The following is a 17,549-nucleotide window of genomic DNA, read 5'->3' as shown; positions in this document are numbered from 1 at the left end:
TGTACGCATCCGCATGAGGTTTTGTGCCGCATAACGACCAATCTGTTCCGTGCTTCAGTCCGGCAGACCGCACGCCTGGGCGCACGCCCCCGACCGGCGGTACGTCCAGGGCATGGCCGACCGTCGTGCGTATCCGAGTGATCTGTCTGATGCCCGCTGCGAGCTGATCGAGCCGGTGCTGTCCGCCTGGCGCTCCGAGCGCCGGGGCCGGGCCCTGGACTTCGGGCGGCCACCCGAGCACGACCTGCGCGAGATCATGAACGCGATCTTGTATGTGGACCGCACGGGGTGCAGTGGCGCTACCTGCCGCACGACTTCCCGCACTGGAACACGATCTACGGCTACTTTGCCAAGTGGCAGTCCGACGGCATCTTTGCCCAGCTCAACGGCCTGTTGCGGGAGTTGGTGCGCCAGCAGGAGGGCCGGAACACGAAGCCGTCGGCGTGCGTGATCGACGCGCAGAGCGTCAAGACCTCCACCAGCGTGCCCGCCACGAGTCAAGGCACGGACAACGCCAAGAAGATCGTGGGCCGCAAGCGCAGCATCGTGATCGACAACGCTCAGCCTCCTGCTGGCGGTGCTGGTCACCGCGGCCGGCGTTCAGGACTCCGTGGCCGGCACCCAGCTGCTCGGTCAGATCGCTGCTGCCCACCCCGACCTGCGCAAGGTCTGGGTTGATGGCGGCTACCGCAAGCACTTCGTCGAACATGCCGCCACCCTCGGCATCGACATGGAAATCACCACTCGCACCTCCGGGACCAGGGGCTTCATCCCGATACCGAAACGGTGGGCGGTCGAGCGGACCTACGGCTGGCTGATGCTCCACCGGCGCCTTGTCCGCGACTACGAAGCCCACCCGCACCGCTCCGAAGCCATGATCCACCTCGCCATGACCGACCTGATGGCCCGCAGCCTCACCGGCGAGGCCACCATCTCCTGACGCGACCCGACATCAATGGATCAAAAACATATACCGGGATGAAGCAACGAGAGAAAACGATCTCTCAGCGACGAGGGACCCTCTTCGCCGAGACCGCCGACCGCCTTCCAGACCTTCCTGGACCAGAACGAGATCCTACGGTCGAAGTCCTGGCGGATCCTCGGCAGTTGAGCCCGACCATCCAAGGTCCCCGACATCTCCAGCCGCTTGACGATCTATAGGAGCTTCAGAGTCAAGTGAGGAACGCAGGAAGCCCCGTCGGGGCAGGGTGACCAATTGGGGCCCCTGCCCCGACGGGCTCGGCCGGCCGGCCGGCGGGTTACCGGCGCCCGGCAGAGGCCGGTGCCGTGTGCGGTGCTTTGCGGCTCAGCCGAAGTTCACGTCGCTGCACCACATGTAGGCCTGGTCGAGGTGCGAGGCCTGCCAGATCACGAACAGGATGTGGTGTCCGGTGTAGCCGGAGGTCTGGACGGGGAACGTGATGTCCTGTGCCGGGGCGAAGCGGCCGGTCTGCGTGATGAAGTCGAGGTTGCTCCAGCCCAGGGTCTGCGTCTCGGGGTTGAAGCCCTGCTTGCTCACGTAGACCTTGAAGTAGTCGGCACCGTGGGACGCCTGGTCGTACAGGTGCACCGAGAAGTTGTTGCCGATGGTGGTGGTCTTCCACGGCCCGGGCTTGTCCAGGCTGGCGTTCCTCGAGAGGTTGTTGCTGCAGAGTGTCCCGTCGGGGGTCCGTGCCTGGAATTGGCCTCCGAGGCCGTCGCGGAGCGCGCTCATCCAGTTCCACATGGTGTCGGGGTTGGCCTGGAAGGCCTGCCAACACATGGGGTCTTGGGTCTGCATGGCCGGGTTCGTGTGGTCGTTGCCCCACGTCTTCCAGCACTGGTACGCGCGGGTGGCGGGGCCGACGACGGTGCCGTGAGCCTGGGCGGGGGTCGACCAGGCGAGGGCGCCGACGGCCACGGCGAACAGCATGACGAGCGCCGGGAGAGGCCGGCGGAGGGACGCCCGCGAACGCCCGGGTAAGGGACTCTTTTTGCGCATGTGGGGGGACTCCTTCCAGTTGCAAGGCTGCTATGGGAGCGCTCCCAAAGTTAGGTCTTCTGAGTGAAATGTCAATGAAGCAGACGGAGTTGATTACAGGGGTGGGTGGCGAGCAGGGAATCTGCCGTGAGCCGGGAGTCAGAATTGTTCGCGGGACCGGAAAACGAGGATGCGGCCTGGACCGGTGTGCCTGGCCGGCGATGCCACCCTCTCCTGGCGCGACCCGACACTTGGGGATCAAATGCTCATTCCTGGGTAAAATATCGGGAGAAAACGACCTCTCGGCTTGTCATTCAAGGTCTAGCGTCGAACGCGACTCGAACTTGATCGGCGTCTTCGCAGTTCAGCGGACGTGAAGGCGGCCTTCGTCTGATCCTGTGCTCCGTCACAGAGGCAGAGGAACAGCACGAAGGCCGTGATCGTGAGTCTGGGGCATCATGACGTCCTACGGGATGTGTTCGCAGAAGTGTCAAGCCTCCGGACGGAGTTGTACGCGTCTCTGACCGCACGGGGCGATGCCCTGTTCGAGTTATGCGACGCGCTGTTGTGCACGGACGGGCCGGTGAGGACCCTGGTCGATCTTGCACTCGCGCCGGATACACCGCCGGGGGCACGGGGCCCTCTACGGTGGCCTCTCAACCATGGACGGATCGACGTTGTCCGGCTGCGTCGTGCGCTTGTCGGGATGCCGCTGCCGAGGGCGGCGGACGGTCGGATCGTGCTGGCCGCGGCCGGACGCCAACACCTGCCCTGACCGTTCCTTCTGCCACACCTTCGGCCGGGGCGAGGGCAAGCACCAGATGGTCCCGGGCTGGCCGTACTCGGTCGTGGCCGCGCTGGAGACCGGCCGAACGTCCTGGACGGCGGTGCTGGACGCGGTCCGCCTGGAACCCGGTGCCGATGTCGTCGCGGTGACCACAGTCCAGATCCGCGAGGTCGTCGAGCGGCTTGTCGCCGTCGGCCAGTGGAAACCGGGCGACCCCGAGGTCCTGGTCGTGTTGGACGCCGGATACGACGCACCTCGCATCGCCCACCTGCTGAACGGCCGCCCGTCGAGATCCCCGGCCGCCTGCGGTCCGACCGCGTCATGCGTCGGCCGACACCGCCGCGGGTTTACGACCCCAGGGGCGGGCGACCGCCCAAGCACGGTGGCGAGTTCGTCTTCGGTGCCCCCGCCACCTGGGGCAGCGAGCAGGTCGTGACCGTCACGGACACCGCCCCTATGGGAAGGCGACCGCGCAGGCGTGGGACCGGTTGCACCCGCGGCTGACCAGCAGACGCTCGGGTGGACCAAGCCCCGGCTTCGCAGCTCGGAGGCGGCTGACCGGTGGACGTGACTGGTGATCGCCGTCTATGCCCAGCTCCGGCTCGCCCGGCCGTTGGCCACTGCCCTCCGGCGGCCCTGGGAGAAGGCGGCCGAGCCGAACAAGCTGACGCCCGCCCGAGTCCGCAGGGGGTTCAGAAACCTGTGCACGAAGACCGGTAGCCCGGCCGGTGCGCCGAAACCGTCGCGTCCCGGGCCCGGCCGACCGCCGGATTCCAAGAATCGCCGCCCGGCCGCCCGCCTCGACGTGGGCCGGGTCCTGGCCACCGGCGAGGCGTACAGTCGGCCCTCCCATCACCAGATAGGCACCAAGCCGCGGCGCGTCACCGAGTGAGCGCGCTCGGAGGGTTCGTGACCGTGCTGGCTGTGCATGTCTCATCGGGGAGTTGCCGCACGGATACACGCGGGGCTCGGCGTGCAGGAGGAGGAACGTGGAAGGCGTAACAGCCTTCCACGCTGGTCTGGTACTCGAAGATGAACGCTCTTTGCGGTCCAAGACCGAGCATGCCAGCGGTGACGGTGATCGAGTCGCCTTGCCTTTTAATGTCGACCAAACCCTCGGCCGGTTTCGTGGGAGGGAAGAGCTGGGCGATCTCTACTTCTTGCAAGACCCCGTCAGCCGCGGCCTGAGCGAGGCGCTCACGGCGCGTTTCGACGTTTTCATGCAGGTCTGCACGGGCTTTTTCCTCATCACGCTCTGGTTGAGTCGCCAGCCAGATCCAGGTGCCTACGACGGTTACAAGCAACAGACCACAAAGAATCATGCATCCGTTGAATAAGCAACCACCGATGGTGCCAGTCTGGACTTGTCGTCTTCTCGCCATGAGCACAGCTTCTACTGCGAGCACCCCAACGCCATGGCTGAGACGCTGAACCGCAACGACAACGAGCTGTCGAGGTAACAGCCGACGTTGTCTTCTATCGGAGCGGCAGCCCCGGCTCGAAGGTTGAATGACAAGTGTACGTCCAGCAGTCCGGACGTCACCGCACTCCAGAAGGGATGTGAACGATGTAACCGGACGACAAGCAGTAGTGATCAGGGGCGCGGCCCTGCTGTCGGAGCCCGGTGTCGGGACCGCCCAAGATGTACCTCGTGGTGGCCGTGGACACTGGCGGCGGACGGCACATCATCGGCCTGACGTGTCTCAAGGTCTTCCATGGCCGTCCGCCCAGGTACTTACACGCTCCGCCCGATCGCGGCTGCGGCGGCCACGAGATTGACGTAGTCGCGCAGATGGGCGATCTGTCCGTTGTGCACGGTCAGTACAACGATGTTTGGAAGGGCGAACTCGCCGGTGGTCGTGCTGATCCCGATGGCTTCCTGCTCGACAATGATCGTGTCGGGGTCGCTGGTGTTGTGGATGGCAAGAGTGCGGTAACGCTCGTACTTCAGTGGGCCGGTACTCCAGCTCGCGGCTATCCAGCCCACGATCTCCTCCCGGCCCTCAAGCCGGGACGGCACGCCCGGCTGATTGAACGGGAACTCATGGACAGCATTGGCCGCGTATATGCGGTTCATCTCGTCGGTGGACTGGCTGATAGCAGCCTGGCGGAAGCGCTCCAATACCTCGTGCGCATCGGCTGCCGGTCCGAGCTGATTCATACCGCGAACGTATAGCGATCCGATCCCGGCTGGTCCGGAAACTGCCACCTTCACCGCGAATTCTTGAAGCGGGCGTCTCGCGGTCCTGACGAGGTCCGGCTCAACAAGCACCGCCATCGCCATGATCGATGAGACGCGTGCGCGACAGTGGCCGCATCATTGTCGAAAACGCCTCGCCGCGCCCCGCCGTAAGTCGTAACTCAACCTGTCACCCAGCAGGTCAGCCCGTCACCCAGCAGGTCAGCGGCCCCGCCTCTACAAGATCTAATGAGACGGGACAACAGCTGCTCCTCCCTGCCCGAGATCCCGCACCGCCGACAAGAGCTCCGCCGGAGCTTCTCTCAGATCGCCGCAGACACCAGCATCTCAGTCACCACGATCAAGAACACGCCGGGGCCTGTGTGTGGTTGTGATCATCGGGTTGGTTGCCTTCGTCTCCGGGATGACCGCCCTGATCTCGCGTTTCCGTTCGCCACAAGCCACGCGGGAGGTTTCTGCGGAGGGGTGAGAACCGCGCCGGTCTGGTGAGTGCCGACCCGTAGGGAAGCCCACCAAACGCCGCGATCGGCCCTGGCGGAGGCCACGCATCAGACCGCAATGGGCGGCCGCGAAAGGCGCGCGTCCGGCGCTCTCGGTCATCCCCGCCCTTCGAAGACAAGGTTGGCGCCGCGGGTGTCGTCTGCTGACACGAAGAAGCCGCCGGGCAGCCGACGGATGGTGAACCCGTTGCCCTCGATGACCGACTTGGCCCTGCCGAGGTCGTTGACCACGACGGTCTGAGCCGCGACGTAGGGCAGGGTCGGGGCCTTCTCGCCGGGAAGAATCTCGTCGAGAGCCGACAACGGCACGATCTCCAGGCCGCCGACCCGCAGGGCGAACACATGGCGCGGCCCAATCCGGCGCGCGGGGATACCGAGCACTTTCCGGTATCGCTCGACGTAGCGGTCGGTTTCCTCGTCGGCGACCACGAGCGTGATCCGAGACAGCCCCACCGCCCCGTTGGGGTGGTCCAGGAACCTGGGTTGGTGGATGAGGTGCAGCCCCTGGACCTCGGCGATGCGAACGCCTCCCTCGGGAGCGAGGGGAGGATCCACCTGGATCACCCGCGCCCGCAGCGTCCCGACGCCGTCGGGCGTCGGAATGTCCCGTTGCAGCATGAGGACACCCGTGGTGGACACCCCCTGCTCGGCAAGCCTCCGATCGACGTGATCGGCGTCACCGCAGCCGAAGACGTAGCCCCGGAGCCCCTCGTACGCAGCTGCGAGTCGACGCACGCCCCACGGATCCGGCAGGCTGCTGTGCAGGTGACCGAGCAACTCGATGTAGTTCTCGCCGAAGACGGCGCAGCGGTTGGCCGTGCCGAGAGACTGCCGTTCGCCGTCGGGTTGTGCGGTACCTGTGTGTGTCGACCGCGGTGTGAGCGTGAAACCGAGTGCCTCATAGGTGTCGTACAACCCATTGAGGTCGGTGACCGTCACGACCACGGAGTGGTCAAGGTAGTCAACATCCACGGACGTGTTGCGCACGGAGTCTTCCTCGCTCTCGATGATCTCAGACACTGATCGCCAGTTGCCCGCTGTACTTCAGCTCCCGCACCAACGGCGCCGCCACCGCGTACAGGCAGCTCTCCTCAAGCCGCCGGAAGTGCGCTTCTTCCTCCAGCCCCCGGAAGAACCACCGCCGCCTCCAGCCGGAACCTGAAACACAGGTACAACCGGCCGCCTCGCCGTACTCGATGTCGTTGCAGATCACACCCGGCTCCGGCCTTGAGAAGGCGGTCGAACCGCGCCCGGTGTTCCGGGTGGAAGGCGATCCATTCCCGCATCGGAACGCCGGCGAAGACGACGTCCGGACCAGGCCGCCCTCGTACTTCTCGACAACCTCACAGTGGGTGCTCAGCGGAACGACGGGGCGTGCGTTCGCGCGCCCCGATGAGCAACCCTGGGACCACACCTCGCCTCCTGGCCAGCTTGGGTCCGCCTGCCTGGCCGTCGTCCACAGGGACTGCGCGGCTCAGCTCAACACGACGCCTCCACGGCAAACGCGTGCATGAACACTCCGCAGTGTGTACCCCCGGGGGGTATGACGTCAAGGGCAGGCGAGGCCGTCCAGGATCCGGCGCAGAAGGCTGCCGCCAGGCGAAGAGCGGCCGGCAGCGGGTCGTGATCCGGCTGGCCAGGAGCAGCAGGTTGACGATCCGGGTGTGACAAATCTGCCCATAGGCCGGTGGAGGTTGCCGCTGACCTTGCCCGAGTCCTTGGGCGCGGGAGCGACTCCGGCGAAGGCCGCAAGGGCGTCCTGAGAAGCGAAGTCGTCCAGGCTGCCGCCGACGGAGGCGAGGAACTCGGCTCCGAGGATCGGGCCGATGCCGGGGACGCTCTGGACTATGTCGGCGAGCTCGTGCTCGCGAAACCGGCCCTCGATGAGCTTGTCGATCTCGGCGACCTGCTCGTTGAGGGACATCACCTCCTCGGCCAGGGTGTGGACCAGCTTTGCGATGGTCTTCTCCCCGGGACGGCGGCGTGCTGGCGCTCGGCGGCCTCGACCGCCGCTTGGGCCAGGGCCCTTGCGCTGCGGACTTTGCGGTTGGTGAGCCACTTGGTCAGCCTCGTGACCCCCGCGCGACGGATCGCGGCCGGAGTCTGGTAGCCCGTCAGGAGCTTGAGAGGGCCGGTGTTGGTGACCTCCAGGGCCCGGTCAAGGGCCGGGAACATGCTCAGCAGGGTGCCGCGCAGGCGGTTCACGGCGCGGGTGCGGTCCTCGACCAGGTCGGCCCGGCGCCCGGTGAGCAGCCGCAGCTCGATCGCGGCTTCGTCGCCGGGGCGGATGGGGCGCAGGTCCCGGCGCATCCTGGCCTGGTCGGCGATCACGTAGGCGTCGCGCGCGTCGGTCTTGCCCTCGCCGCGGTAGGCATCCGATGCTCGGTTCACCAGTCGGCCGGGGATGTAGAGGACCTCCTGGCTGTGGTTGATCAGCAGAGCGAGCAGTAGCGCGGCTCTCCGCCGGTCATGTCGATGGCCCAGGTGACCTTCTCACCGTCGGCCGGGTCCAGGACGTCACCGATCAGCTTCAGCAGCTCCGACTCGTCGTTGGCCACCCGGCGCGACAGCAGGGTCTTGCCGTCCGCGTCCAGGGCGAGGCCGTGATGGTGGTCCTTGCCGCTGTCGATCCCCGCCCATATCCGGCTCATCGTGCTCCTGACGTTCGTGTTCGTGCTGTTCGTACCACGGACGACCTCGCCGGCATTGCTCTACTCAGCGACAGGTTCGCACTTTCTGATTGGCGGCCGAGTCGTCGTCGGGTGTCGGGCGGCGAAGCGAGCGAAGCCACGAAGCGGCAGCGGCCTGATAGCCACACCCGACACCCCTGGGCGTCCTCACCCTACGAATGGGAGGACCAACCCGCTCACGAAGGCAGAGCGGCCTGACAAGCGGTGTGCTGCGCTGTCCAGCAGCCTCATGGCACGCAGCGCCATGCGACACGGGCTGTCCGGAATGGTGCTTACGGTGTACCCATGAGCGCAGAAAAACCTTCCAACCAGGTCACCCCTTTCCGCATCGACATCCCGTCGGTAGCCCTGGACGACCTGCATGACCGGCTCGACCGGACCCGCTGGCCCGACGACGAGTTGCCCGGTATCGGCTGGAGCCAGGGCGTGCCCCCTACCTACCTCAGGGACCTCGCCGCTTTCTGGCGCCACTCCTACGACTGGCGTGCTCACGAGGCCGAACTGAACGAGTTGCCGCAGTTCACCACCGAGATCGACGGCGCGAACCTTCACTTCATCCACGCCCGTTCCCCCAGGCCGGACATGCTGCCCGTGGTCCTCATGCACGGTTGGCCCGGCTCGATCCTCGAGCACACCACTTTCGTCGGCCCGCTCACCGCGGACGGCATCGACGTCGTCGTCCTGTCCCTGCCCGGCTTCGGACTCTCCGGGCCGACCCATGCCCCGGGATGGGACATCGCGCGCATCGCCCATGCCGGTGCCGAGTTGATGCGACGCCTCGGATACGACCAGTACGCCCTCCACGGCAGTGACTGGGGCGCGATGATCGCCCGCGAGTGGGGCCGCCTCCACCCCGATCAGGTGGCCGGGGTCCATGTGACCATGCTCCTGTCCGCCATGGCCACCGCCGAGCCGACAGAGCAGGAGGCGGCCGGTCTCACCGAAGCGGAGATCGACCGCATGCGTGCCTCGGCCGCCCGCCGCACCCACAACCAGCGTGAGGAAATGGGCTACGGCATACTCCAGTCCACGCGCCCGCAGACCCTCGGGTTTGCCCTCACCGACTCCCCGGTCGGCCAGCTTGCCTGGATCATCGAGAAGTTCAAAGCCTTCTCCGACTGCCGCGAGTCACCAGAGGAAGCCATCGGCCGCGACACCCTGCTGACCAACGTCATGCTCTACTGGCTCACTGGCACTGCCACGTCCTCCGCCCGGCTCTACTACGAGACCGCCCACGCGGGCACGGGCTTCGCCGGCGCCACCGTGCCCTCCTTCACCCCCACCGGCCTGGCCTCCTTCCCAGCCGACACCTCCGTGCCCGTACGGCACCTTGCCGAACGGACCGACAACATCGTCCACTGGACAGAGTTCCCCCGCGGTGGTCACTTCCCGGGTCTGGAGGTGCCTGACCTCCTACTCACAGACATCCAGAGCTTCCTCCGAAACCTACGCTGAAGACCGACACGTCAAGTCAGGCCGAGCCGAACAGCAACCTGAACCAATCCACAGCAGCATGTGACAATTGCTCGTCACCCAGCCTCCGCAGCGAATGAGCATGGACACCCTCGTCGCCCTGTGCGACATCCTGGAGTGCACCCCCAACGATCTGATCAAGCCCGAGGTCGTCAACCTCCAGGTCCGCAACACCCGCTACATCCGCGAGGTCCTGGTGACCACCAGCGCTCCGCTCCGACGCCAGGAGAACCTCGCCCGCCTGAAGCTCTGGGTGAAGGAGGCGGTGACGAACCTGCCCTCCCACCAGGCCCGGATCATCGGTCCGTTCGCCGAATGGAACGTGGTACGCGACGCACGACGCCGAGCCACCCGAGGCCGCTACACATCCAACGCAGCCGCTGGAGACCGCACCGACATCCGCACCGCCATCGAGTTCCTGATCTGGCTTGACACCCGCGATCTCGAACTCGTCACCCTCCGGCAGGAGGACGTCGACCTCTGGCTGACCACATACCCCACCCGGCGCCGTGGCCTTGCGTCCTTCATCCGCTGGACCGTCGCCCGCCGCCTCACCAGCAAACTCACCGTCCCGCCGAAGCCGAAGACCTTGCCGTCCCACTTCCTCGACGAGGACGAGTACAGCGACCAGCTGCGGCGCTGCCTCAACGACGACGCGCTGCCACTTGAAGTACGCATAGCCGGAGCCCTGATCATGCTCTATGCCCTGCCGGCCACCCGCATTGTCGAACTCACCACCGACCGGCTCCACCACGAGGACGACGGCGTTTACCTCACCCTCGACCGCCACCCCGTCTTGCTGCCGCCCAAACTGGCCCGGCTCATCGAGCAGCAGCCACGCGCCCGGGACACGCCTCCACTCTCCGCCAGCAGACCGACGAGGAAGCGCGCTTCCTCCTGCCAGGGCGGCCACCGAGTCGGCCCAGAAGCGCCGCCTCGATCCACTCGCTCATGAACCAGTACGGGCTCCCCATCCTCAGCGCCCGCAACACCGCCATGATCGAGGCCGTCGCCGACCTCCCACCCATCGTCGTCAGCGACCTGTTCGGCATCCACCCCAACACCGCACATGCCTGGGCTCAGTACGCACAGGACAGCTGGGCGGACTACCTCGAAGCCTGTCAGGACGACGAATAGCGCAAGGTCGGAACACCGCCTCTTCATCAGTCGCTCTCCAGGCATACGAGCGGGCTGTGCTCGCCGAGAAGCTCACCGAGTTCCGGCGGTTCCTCACCGGCACGGTCGCTCCGCATGCCGCAGCTCATCCGCGCGACTCCAGCCAGGCGGCGTCGACGACGGCTTCGACTGTGCCTGGGCGCAGCGTAGGTACAGGTGATCTGCGGCGAGGCGGCGACGGCTGCCGCCAGCCGCGCCGGGGACTCGGGCTCCTCGTCCGCGCGCAGCGCGAACACCTCGACGTCGCGGCCGGGTTGGTTGCACTTGGACCGCAGGCCGTCCCCGGCGGGCTCGACCGGTTCGGCCTCGGGCAGGGAGCGGGCGACGGTCCAGCCGTCCAGCCGACGTCGTATGAGCTCTGATTCGATCTTCATCCGGCGATCAGGGCATGACCGCACCCGGTGGGGTCGGCGAACAACCGCCCCCCGTTGACCGCCGCCGCCCAACGACGTCGCCCTCCATGTGGCCGGTCGGTTGACGCCGACGCGAGAGCGGCTGTCTACGGCGAGACCTTCCGTTCATCGGGCGTGAGGCCGCGGAGTGTCCACAGCCCGTATAGAGCCATCAGCGGTTTACCAACCATCCACTCGCCAGGGCGGTAGTCATCCGCTCGTACGAGCCGCTCAGCGAGATCAGGGCGCTGCCGCCGCAAGTACGCACGGGCCTTGAGTGCGTGAGCCGGTTGGGAGGCCATCTTGATGCGGTCGACATCCTCAAGCAGCGGGATCACGTTCGTGATGTTCTCCCATGTCGTCGCGCTCTGGTCTTCGAGAAGCACCGTGCCGTCGAACTTAAGCACCGACTTTGCGTAGTCGGCCATCAGCTGGGCTTCCGCAGCTCCGTTGCTGGTCGCACCACCGCTGAAGATCACGCGAGTGCCATGCGCACTGCCGGCGGCAACGGAGCGAAGACCGGCGCGGACTCGCCAGCGGTTGATGAAGTTCGCCGTCGATCGGGGGTTCCGGTAGCCCAACACGACCACGGCTTCGGATGCGTCCACGCCGCTTCCCACGAGCGCTCGAGACCAGCGCCAGTTCAACCACTCGCCCCAGGCCAGGGCCGCCGCCCCAGCTATCGCCAGCCCTGTCCTTCGTCGCATGCGGCGACTCTAGGGCACCGCGGCATCGGGCAGCGAAGGCACCCGCCGCCCCACAGAGGGCACATTCTGTTAGGGCTTCCAAGCCCATGATCCCCATGATCACCGCGCTTGTGTCCTCCCGGGGTGTGGACCACATCTGACCCCGGAGCGGACGGGCGCCTTCACCGGAGCGTGCCTTGACCGTGCAACAGAGCGACCTGACCATGCGCCCGATCACCGGACGCGATGAACTCGACCTCTTCACCCAACTGCCTTACACCCTCAACGAGGAACTGGCGGACGACCTTGCCGCCGGCCGCCGACGTCCGGAATGGATGTGGGTCGCCCTTCGCGGCGAGCGCCTACTGGCCAGGGTCGCATGGTGGGGTCGGACCGGAGACGACACACCATTCCTTCTGGACATTTTCGACATCGACGACAGCAGCGCGGATCGCGATCGCGTGGACGTCGGTGTGCGGCTGCTGCGGGCTGCCACGGCCGCAGTGGTCCCAGCCGACGCCCGTCCACCCGAGTACAACCGAGCCGTCCCGCCCGATTGGCGCGAGGGCGGAGTGGCCGGACGCATCGTCGAGGACCGCGTGCTCGCCCTGGAACGGACCGGCGCCCGCCAGTTCGTCGAACGGCTGCTTCTGGAATGGCGCCCCGGGACGCCACTCCCCGAACAGAGGGGGCGCCTGGCGTTCCGGCCGGTCCGCGACACCGAGGAAATCCTCGCCCTGATGACTCGGGTTCTGGACGGAACGCTGGACGCGCACAGTAGGGACGACCTGACCCGGATGTCCCCCCGCGAAGCGGCGGTCAGACACTATGAGGAGGAGCTCGCGCACTACCGGAGCCCGCAGGACTGGTGGCGGATCGCGACACTGCCGGACGGCGAGCCGGTGGGGTTCGTCACCCCGGCCCGCAACGACTACAACCCGGTCATCGGCTACCTCGCCGTACTCCCCGAACATCGGGGCAACGGCTACATCGACGAGATCCTTTCCGAAGGCACCCGGATCCTCAGCGCGCAGGACGTTCCCCGCATCCGGGCAGCCACGGATCTCGGCAACACCCCCATGGCGAATGCTTTCCAGCGCATCGGATACGTCAACTTCGCACGCCGGATCTGCATGATCTGGAGCTGACCGAGGGCGCGGGGCTTCCGCAACGGGCCGTGCCGCCCGGCGCGATCGCCCCCGGGTCGGCTTCAGTGGCGGCGCGCGAGCCCGTCGAGGATCAGCTCGATGGTGAAGTCGAAGCGTTCGTGGTCGGTCCCCGCGGTGAGTTCGGCGGCGTAGCGCTTGGTCTGCGGGAAGGTGTCGGGCAGGTCGGCGAGACGTTGCAGCATGTCGTCGCGGCTGACGGCCCACTCGCCGTCGCTGCGGCCGATCAGGGAGATCTCCAGGGTGATAGGAGTTGATATAGAGCGACAGCGCGTCGATGCCCCAGGCGGCGCTCTGCAGGGCGACGCCTCCGGCGAGCAAGATCGCGAGCATGCACTCGGCAAGGCGCAGCGTGTCGTTGTTCGTGGGCGCGGCGGCGAGCGCGGCCCGGGAGATGCCGGGTAGCGCAGGTACTGATCGCGTATTTGGGTGCAGACGCTGGTGCTCTGTTCGCGCCAGGTGGCGGGTCCGGCTGAGGCAGGTCGATCTCGGCAGCGCGAACTGCCCACCGGCAGCCACGCGCCACGAAACGAGAACCTGATGTCTCACACCGAGACGACAGCGCCCGGCGTAACCGCCGCGCCTCCCCTGCGCCACTGGTGGATCCTGGCCGTGATCTGCCTGGCCCAGCTCATGGACGTCCTCGACGTCACCATCGTCATCATCGCCCTGCCCGGTGCGCAGAAAGACCTCGGCTTCTCGGTCGGCGACCGTCAGTGGATCGTCACCGCCTACGCGCTGGCCTTCGGCAGCCTCCTGCTGCTGTCCGGCCGCGTCTGCGACCTGGTCGGACGGCGGACAATGCTCCTGATCGGCCTGATCGGCCTGATCGGCCTGATCGGCCTGATCGGCCTGATCGGCCTGGTCGCCTTCGCCGGCGCCTCCGCGCTGGGCGGGGCCGCACCCAACTTCGAAGTCCTCGTCACCGCCCGCACCCTGCAAGGCGCCGCCGGCGCGATGCTCGCCCCCGCCGCGCTCTCCCTGCTCTCGACCACCTTCACCCAGACCAAGGAACGCGCCACCGCGTTCGCGGTGTTCGGCGCCATCTCCGGATCCGGCGCCGCGATCGGCATGCTGCTCGGCGGTGTCCTGACCGAATACCTCAACTGGCGTTTCATGCTCTATGTCAACGTTGCCATCGCCGCCGTCGCGATCATCGGTGCCGTCGCCCTCGTTCCACGCCAGACCAAGACCGACGAGCGGCCCAAGCTGGACATCCCCGGCACTCTTCTCGTCTCCGCCGGTCTGTTCAGCGTCGTCTACGGCTTCGCCAGCGTCGAGTCCCGCTCCTGGAGCTCCCCCTGCACCTGGGGCTCCCTGGCCGCAGGCGCCCTCCTGCTCGGCGTCTTCGCCTGGTGGCAGAACCGCGCCCTCCACCCGTTGCTGCCGCTGCGCGTCCTCCTCGACCGCAACCGTGGCGGCGCCCACCTCGCGATCTTCATCGGCGGTATCGGCCTGTTCGGCGCGTTCCTGTTCCTCAACTACTACATGCAGCAGATCCTGCACTACTCGCCGGTCATGACGGGTCTGGCGTTCCTGGCCATGGTCGCCACCCTCGTCATCGCCGGAGGGATCTGCGCCACTCAGCTCTACCCCCGCTTCGGCGCGAAGCTCCCGGTGACCGTCGGCATGCTCATCGCCGCCGGCGCCATAGCATGGCTCACCGGCATCGACCCGCACGGCACCTACGCCACCACCACCCTCGGCCCGCTCCTGGTCCTGGGGTTCGGCATCGGCGCCAACATCGCCCCGGCGATGAGCGCCGGAACCACCGGCGTCCGGCCGCAGGATGCGGGCATCGCCTCAGCCACCGTCAACACCGCCCAGCAGATCGGCGGATCGATCGGCACGGCCCTGCTCAACTCCCTTGCCGCCTGCGCCTTGGCCGGCTACCTCGTCGGCAAGAACGCAGCCACCCCGGCCATCCAGACCGCAGCCGCCCTGCACAGCTACACTGTCGCCTTCTGGGCCACCAGCGCCATCTTCACCGCCGGCGCTGTCATCTGCGGCCTGGTCCTGCCCACTGGCAAAACCACACCCGCCGATCCCGAACCCGCCATCTGACGGACAGGACGGGACGACGAAACGCGGGCCGTCGACGGGGGCGAGCAGCCCGCCGCCCCACATCTGGGCCAGCTCGATCGAGGACTGGGCGGTGACCCGGGTCGGCTTCGCCACCCCGGCCGGACTCGGTGGGCTCGAACCGGGCGTCGTGCCCGTTCCGCGGCCGATTCCCGCCTCGGAGCCTGCGGCTGGCCCCTGATCCGCGACCGCCCCGGCGTTCCCGGTCGACCTGGACCCTACGGCAGGCCCGTCTCCGTGGCAGCGCCCGGCGTCAGCGTCTTCGCCTCCACCGCCCCCTCCAGCACGTCCCGCACGGTGAAGCGGCCGAGGGCGGTGGCCACCGCGTCGGCGACCGTGCGGTCCAGCGCGATGAGTGTCCTCTGCACGGTGCGGCCGGTGACGCAGGCGGGGTCGGGGCCGTGCAGGCCGAGCACGGGTTCGTCTCCCTGGAGCAGCAGCCAGACCTGCTGGAGCGTGACGCGGGCGGCGTCCACCGCCAGCACGGAGCCGCCGTTCACGCCGGAGCGCGAGTCGACCAGCCCCGCGCCGCGCAGCGGCCCGAGGACGCGGCGCACGTAGACCGGGTTGCCGTTGGCGCTGCGGGAGAGTTCCTCAGGATGCGTTTGCGGAGCAGGGGCAGCTTGGCACGGCCGAACATCTGCCGTTTGAGCATCTTGATCCGGTTCACTGCGCCTTCGACAGCGCCGGAGCTATAGGGCAAGGTGAGGCCGTTGGTGACAGCCTGGGTGTCCTGTCGCAGCCCCGCGACGAAGGAGTTGAGGTCCGGTAGGTCGTCCGCTTGGACCTTGGACATCCATTCCTCCAACTGGTCACCGTGGCGCTTGGTCATCAGCTCACCACGGGCAGTGCTGCGAGCCGCAACGCGTATGACCTCGCACCCGGCGGTCCGGCCCGGCCTGCGGATCCGGCCACCGGCTCAGCCGACCGGCCGCCGCCCAGCACGTCGAGGGCCGCCCCAGCTCTTACGTCGACGACGTCGGAAGTTGTTGAGCCTGCGACGGACAGCCGGATGGGACCGCTCGCCACGTCGTTCGATGAGCGACGTCGCGCCAGGCCCGCCGCGCTGTCGACGGCGGGCCCGCGGTCAGAGGCCGAACCGATGCGATGAGCTGCCTTGATGCGTTGGTGGGGAAAGATGGCCCGGCTTCATGCGCTCCGAGGTAGTGGAGGGGCGGATGTCGGTGTACGGTCGGGTCCGCCCTCCGGGCTCACCCGTGGCTCGCCGCGCCGGTCGGGTGCAAGCAACACCGCAGCTCCACGGTTTGTGAGATCTCGCCCTCGGCCTTCCCGGGGATTCCCCGTCTCCTGCGGGCGCCTGCCATAGTGAGCCCATGACCGACGCGTACGAGCGGATGATGCGGGCCAACCAGTCGAACTGGGACGCCCGGACCCCGGTCCACCTCGCCAGCCGGTTCTACGGGATCGACGGGGATCCCGACCCGTTTCGCTGGTTCGCTTCGTGGGAGTGGGAGGACCTCGGTGAGGTGGTCGGCCGCGACGTGCTGCACCTGCAGTGTCACCTCGGCACGGAGACGATTGCCTTCGCGCAGCGCGGGGCGCGGACCGTCGGCCTCGACTTCTCCGCGGCATCTGTGACGGCGGCGACTGGCATCGCGGCGCGTGCCGGCTTCGACGTGAGGTATGTACAGGCCAATGTGTACGACGCAGTGGAGGCCCTCGGCGGGCGGCGGTTCGACGTCGTCTACACCGGCAAGGGCGCCCTGTGCTACCTCCCCGACCTGAACCGCTGGGCCGGTGTCGTCGCCCAACTGCTGCGCCCCGGCGGCCGCTTGTATGTCGTGGAGTTCCACCCGCTCCTCAACTCGCTGGGCCCCAAGCCCGCCCCCGGGGAGGGGCCCGAACTCCTGCTGCGGCATGACTACTTGGGTGGCAGCGGCCCCGTACACCGCGACGCGACACACACCTACACCGACGGCCCGGCCGTCGAGGGCGCCACCGACAGCTACGAGTGGACGCACGGGCTGGGCGAGGTCGTCAATGCCCTGATCGGAGCCGGTCTGGACATCCGGCGGCTGCGCGAGAGTCCTGAACTGCCCTGGCCACGCTGGCCCCGTATGGTTCGTGGCTCATCCGGCTGGTGGCGGCTGCCGGAGCCGCAGGTCCCTCTGCTGTACGGACTTTTGGCATCCCGCTGAGCGAACGGCCGCGGTGGTGACCTATACGCTGGCGAGGCTGCCGTGAGCCCGAGCCGGCGGAGTGCGCCGCGCGCACTGCGGTGACCCCAGCGCGAGTTCTCGGGGCCGACTCGGATCTCCGATCGGCTGGATCTGGCGGTCCTGACCGCCGCTCAGCTGACCTGGAACGGCGGTCGGGTCTGGTGTGACGCTCCGGGGTCCGTCCGGCGCCTCGTCGGCGCCTTCGCAGTCGGCGTTCGCCTCCGGACTCGGCTCCTCCTGATAGACCCGGCGGATCC

Annotated in this window: 12 protein-coding genes and 7 pseudogenes; 10 read left to right on the top strand and 9 right to left on the bottom strand. The window is 67.5% G+C overall.

What is annotated here, in order from left to right; genetic code table 11:
• The first annotated feature begins 112 nt into the window (after positions 1-112).
• Positions 113-940: pseudogene (locus ACMTAK_RS01960) on the top strand (IS5 family transposase).
• A gap of 366 nt (positions 941-1,306) precedes the next feature.
• Here ACMTAK_RS01960 and ACMTAK_RS01955 read toward each other — a convergent pair.
• Entirely contained in the window at positions 1,307-1,981 is a 675-nt protein-coding gene (locus tag ACMTAK_RS01955; protein WP_461773804.1) for a lytic polysaccharide monooxygenase auxiliary activity family 9 protein, read from the bottom strand.
• A 415-nt stretch (positions 1,982-2,396) separates the two neighbouring features.
• Between ACMTAK_RS01955 and ACMTAK_RS01950 the strand changes: the two are divergent.
• Both ACMTAK_RS01950 and ACMTAK_RS01945 read left to right on the top strand, forming a co-directional pair.
• Positions 2,397-3,251, top strand: a pseudogene (locus ACMTAK_RS01950) (transposase).
• A gap of 485 nt (positions 3,252-3,736) precedes the next feature.
• The gene (locus ACMTAK_RS01945) at positions 3,737-4,084 is read left to right on the top strand and encodes a hypothetical protein (protein ID WP_413804512.1); all 348 of its coding nucleotides are present in this window, start codon (positions 3,737-3,739) and stop codon (positions 4,082-4,084) included.
• Between the two features lie 398 nt (positions 4,085-4,482).
• Here ACMTAK_RS01945 and ACMTAK_RS01940 read toward each other — a convergent pair whose 3' ends face one another.
• The 4 genes and pseudogenes from ACMTAK_RS01940 to ACMTAK_RS01925 form a co-directional block, all read right to left on the bottom strand.
• Entirely contained in the window at positions 4,483-4,908 is a 426-nt protein-coding gene (locus ACMTAK_RS01940) for a nuclear transport factor 2 family protein (protein WP_413804511.1), read from the bottom strand.
• 635 nt (positions 4,909-5,543) lie between these two features.
• Positions 5,544-6,434: a VOC family protein gene (locus ACMTAK_RS01935; RefSeq protein ID WP_413804510.1), complete on the bottom strand. Its 891-nt coding sequence runs from the start codon at positions 6,432-6,434 to the stop codon at positions 5,544-5,546.
• Between the two features lie 25 nt (positions 6,435-6,459).
• Positions 6,460-6,660, bottom strand: a complete 201-nt coding sequence (locus ACMTAK_RS01930) for a hypothetical protein (protein WP_413804509.1) — start codon at positions 6,658-6,660, stop codon at positions 6,460-6,462.
• 468 nt (positions 6,661-7,128) lie between these two features.
• Positions 7,129-8,098, bottom strand: a pseudogene (locus ACMTAK_RS01925) (IS110 family RNA-guided transposase); the annotation flags it as partial.
• Positions 8,099-8,422: 324 nt separating this feature from the next.
• Between ACMTAK_RS01925 and ACMTAK_RS01920 the strand changes: the two are divergent.
• The 4 genes and pseudogenes from ACMTAK_RS01920 to ACMTAK_RS01905 all read left to right on the top strand — a co-directional run.
• Positions 8,423-9,592: an epoxide hydrolase family protein gene (locus tag ACMTAK_RS01920; protein WP_413804508.1), complete on the top strand. Its 1,170-nt coding sequence runs from the start codon at positions 8,423-8,425 to the stop codon at positions 9,590-9,592.
• Positions 9,593-9,662: 70 nt separating this feature from the next.
• Positions 9,663-9,785, top strand: a pseudogene (locus ACMTAK_RS01915) (helix-turn-helix domain-containing protein); the annotation flags it as partial.
• Between the two features lie 776 nt (positions 9,786-10,561).
• Positions 10,562-10,747, top strand: coding sequence for a hypothetical protein (locus tag ACMTAK_RS01910; protein WP_413804507.1), 186 nt, complete (start codon positions 10,562-10,564; stop codon positions 10,745-10,747).
• Between the two features lie 32 nt (positions 10,748-10,779).
• Positions 10,780-10,884 (top strand): annotated as a pseudogene (locus tag ACMTAK_RS01905) (RacP protein); the annotation flags it as partial.
• A 401-nt stretch (positions 10,885-11,285) separates the two neighbouring features.
• On the opposite strand, the gene ACMTAK_RS01900 reads toward ACMTAK_RS01905, so the two are convergent.
• Entirely contained in the window at positions 11,286-11,885 is a 600-nt protein-coding gene (locus tag ACMTAK_RS01900; protein ID WP_413804506.1) for a YdcF family protein, read from the bottom strand.
• 203 nt (positions 11,886-12,088) lie between these two features.
• Between ACMTAK_RS01900 and ACMTAK_RS01895 the strand changes: the two genes are divergently transcribed.
• The gene (locus tag ACMTAK_RS01895; protein WP_413812770.1) at positions 12,089-13,012 is read left to right on the top strand and encodes a GNAT family N-acetyltransferase; all 924 of its coding nucleotides are present in this window, start codon (positions 12,089-12,091) and stop codon (positions 13,010-13,012) included.
• A gap of 62 nt (positions 13,013-13,074) precedes the next feature.
• On the opposite strand, the pseudogene ACMTAK_RS01890 reads toward ACMTAK_RS01895, so the two are convergent.
• Positions 13,075-13,523, bottom strand: a pseudogene (locus tag ACMTAK_RS01890) (TetR/AcrR family transcriptional regulator C-terminal domain-containing protein); the annotation flags it as partial.
• 47 nt (positions 13,524-13,570) lie between these two features.
• Here ACMTAK_RS01890 and ACMTAK_RS01885 point away from each other — a divergent pair.
• Positions 13,571-15,094 (top strand): MFS transporter, encoded by a 1,524-nt coding sequence (locus ACMTAK_RS01885; RefSeq protein ID WP_413804505.1) that lies wholly within the window; start codon positions 13,571-13,573, stop codon positions 15,092-15,094.
• 236 nt (positions 15,095-15,330) lie between these two features.
• On the opposite strand, the gene ACMTAK_RS01880 is transcribed toward ACMTAK_RS01885, so the two are convergent.
• Together ACMTAK_RS01880 and ACMTAK_RS01875 are read right to left on the bottom strand one after the other, a co-directional pair.
• Positions 15,331-15,669 (bottom strand): Rrf2 family transcriptional regulator, encoded by a 339-nt coding sequence (locus ACMTAK_RS01880; protein WP_413804504.1) that lies wholly within the window; start codon positions 15,667-15,669, stop codon positions 15,331-15,333.
• A 38-nt stretch (positions 15,670-15,707) separates the two neighbouring features.
• A pseudogene (locus ACMTAK_RS01875) lies at positions 15,708-15,869 on the bottom strand (ISL3 family transposase); the annotation flags it as partial.
• Between the two features lie 577 nt (positions 15,870-16,446).
• On the opposite strand from ACMTAK_RS01875, the gene ACMTAK_RS01870 reads away from it, so the two are divergent.
• Positions 16,447-17,271, top strand: a complete 825-nt coding sequence (locus ACMTAK_RS01870) for a class I SAM-dependent methyltransferase (protein ID WP_413804503.1) — start codon at positions 16,447-16,449, stop codon at positions 17,269-17,271.
• The last annotated feature ends 278 nt before the right edge of the window (positions 17,272-17,549 follow it).

Origin of the sequence: Streptomyces lacaronensis, assembly GCF_047337785.1 — a bacterium.
Classification (GTDB): Bacteria; Actinomycetota; Actinomycetes; order Streptomycetales; family Streptomycetaceae; genus Streptomyces; species Streptomyces lycopersici.
This window is presented reverse-complemented; position numbering and strand designations above follow the sequence as displayed.

Excerpts from the sequence above, each read along its gene's own strand:
- ACMTAK_RS01955 (WP_461773804.1), bottom strand. The coding sequence starts at position 1,981 with ATGCGCAAAAAGAGTCCCTTACCCGGGCGTTCGCGGGCGTCCCTCCGC.
- ACMTAK_RS01940 (WP_413804511.1), bottom strand. The coding sequence starts at position 4,908 with ATGAATCAGCTCGGACCGGCAGCCGATGCGCACGAGGTATTGGAGCGC.
- ACMTAK_RS01920 (WP_413804508.1), top strand. The coding sequence starts at position 8,423 with ATGAGCGCAGAAAAACCTTCCAACCAGGTCACCCCTTTCCGCATCGAC.
- ACMTAK_RS01910 (WP_413804507.1), top strand. The coding sequence starts at position 10,562 with ATGAACCAGTACGGGCTCCCCATCCTCAGCGCCCGCAACACCGCCATG.
- ACMTAK_RS01900 (WP_413804506.1), bottom strand. The coding sequence starts at position 11,885 with ATGCGACGAAGGACAGGGCTGGCGATAGCTGGGGCGGCGGCCCTGGCC.
- ACMTAK_RS01895 (WP_413812770.1), top strand. The coding sequence starts at position 12,089 with ATGCGCCCGATCACCGGACGCGATGAACTCGACCTCTTCACCCAACTG.
- ACMTAK_RS01885 (WP_413804505.1), top strand. The coding sequence starts at position 13,571 with ATGTCTCACACCGAGACGACAGCGCCCGGCGTAACCGCCGCGCCTCCC.
- ACMTAK_RS01870 (WP_413804503.1), top strand. The coding sequence starts at position 16,447 with ATGACCGACGCGTACGAGCGGATGATGCGGGCCAACCAGTCGAACTGG.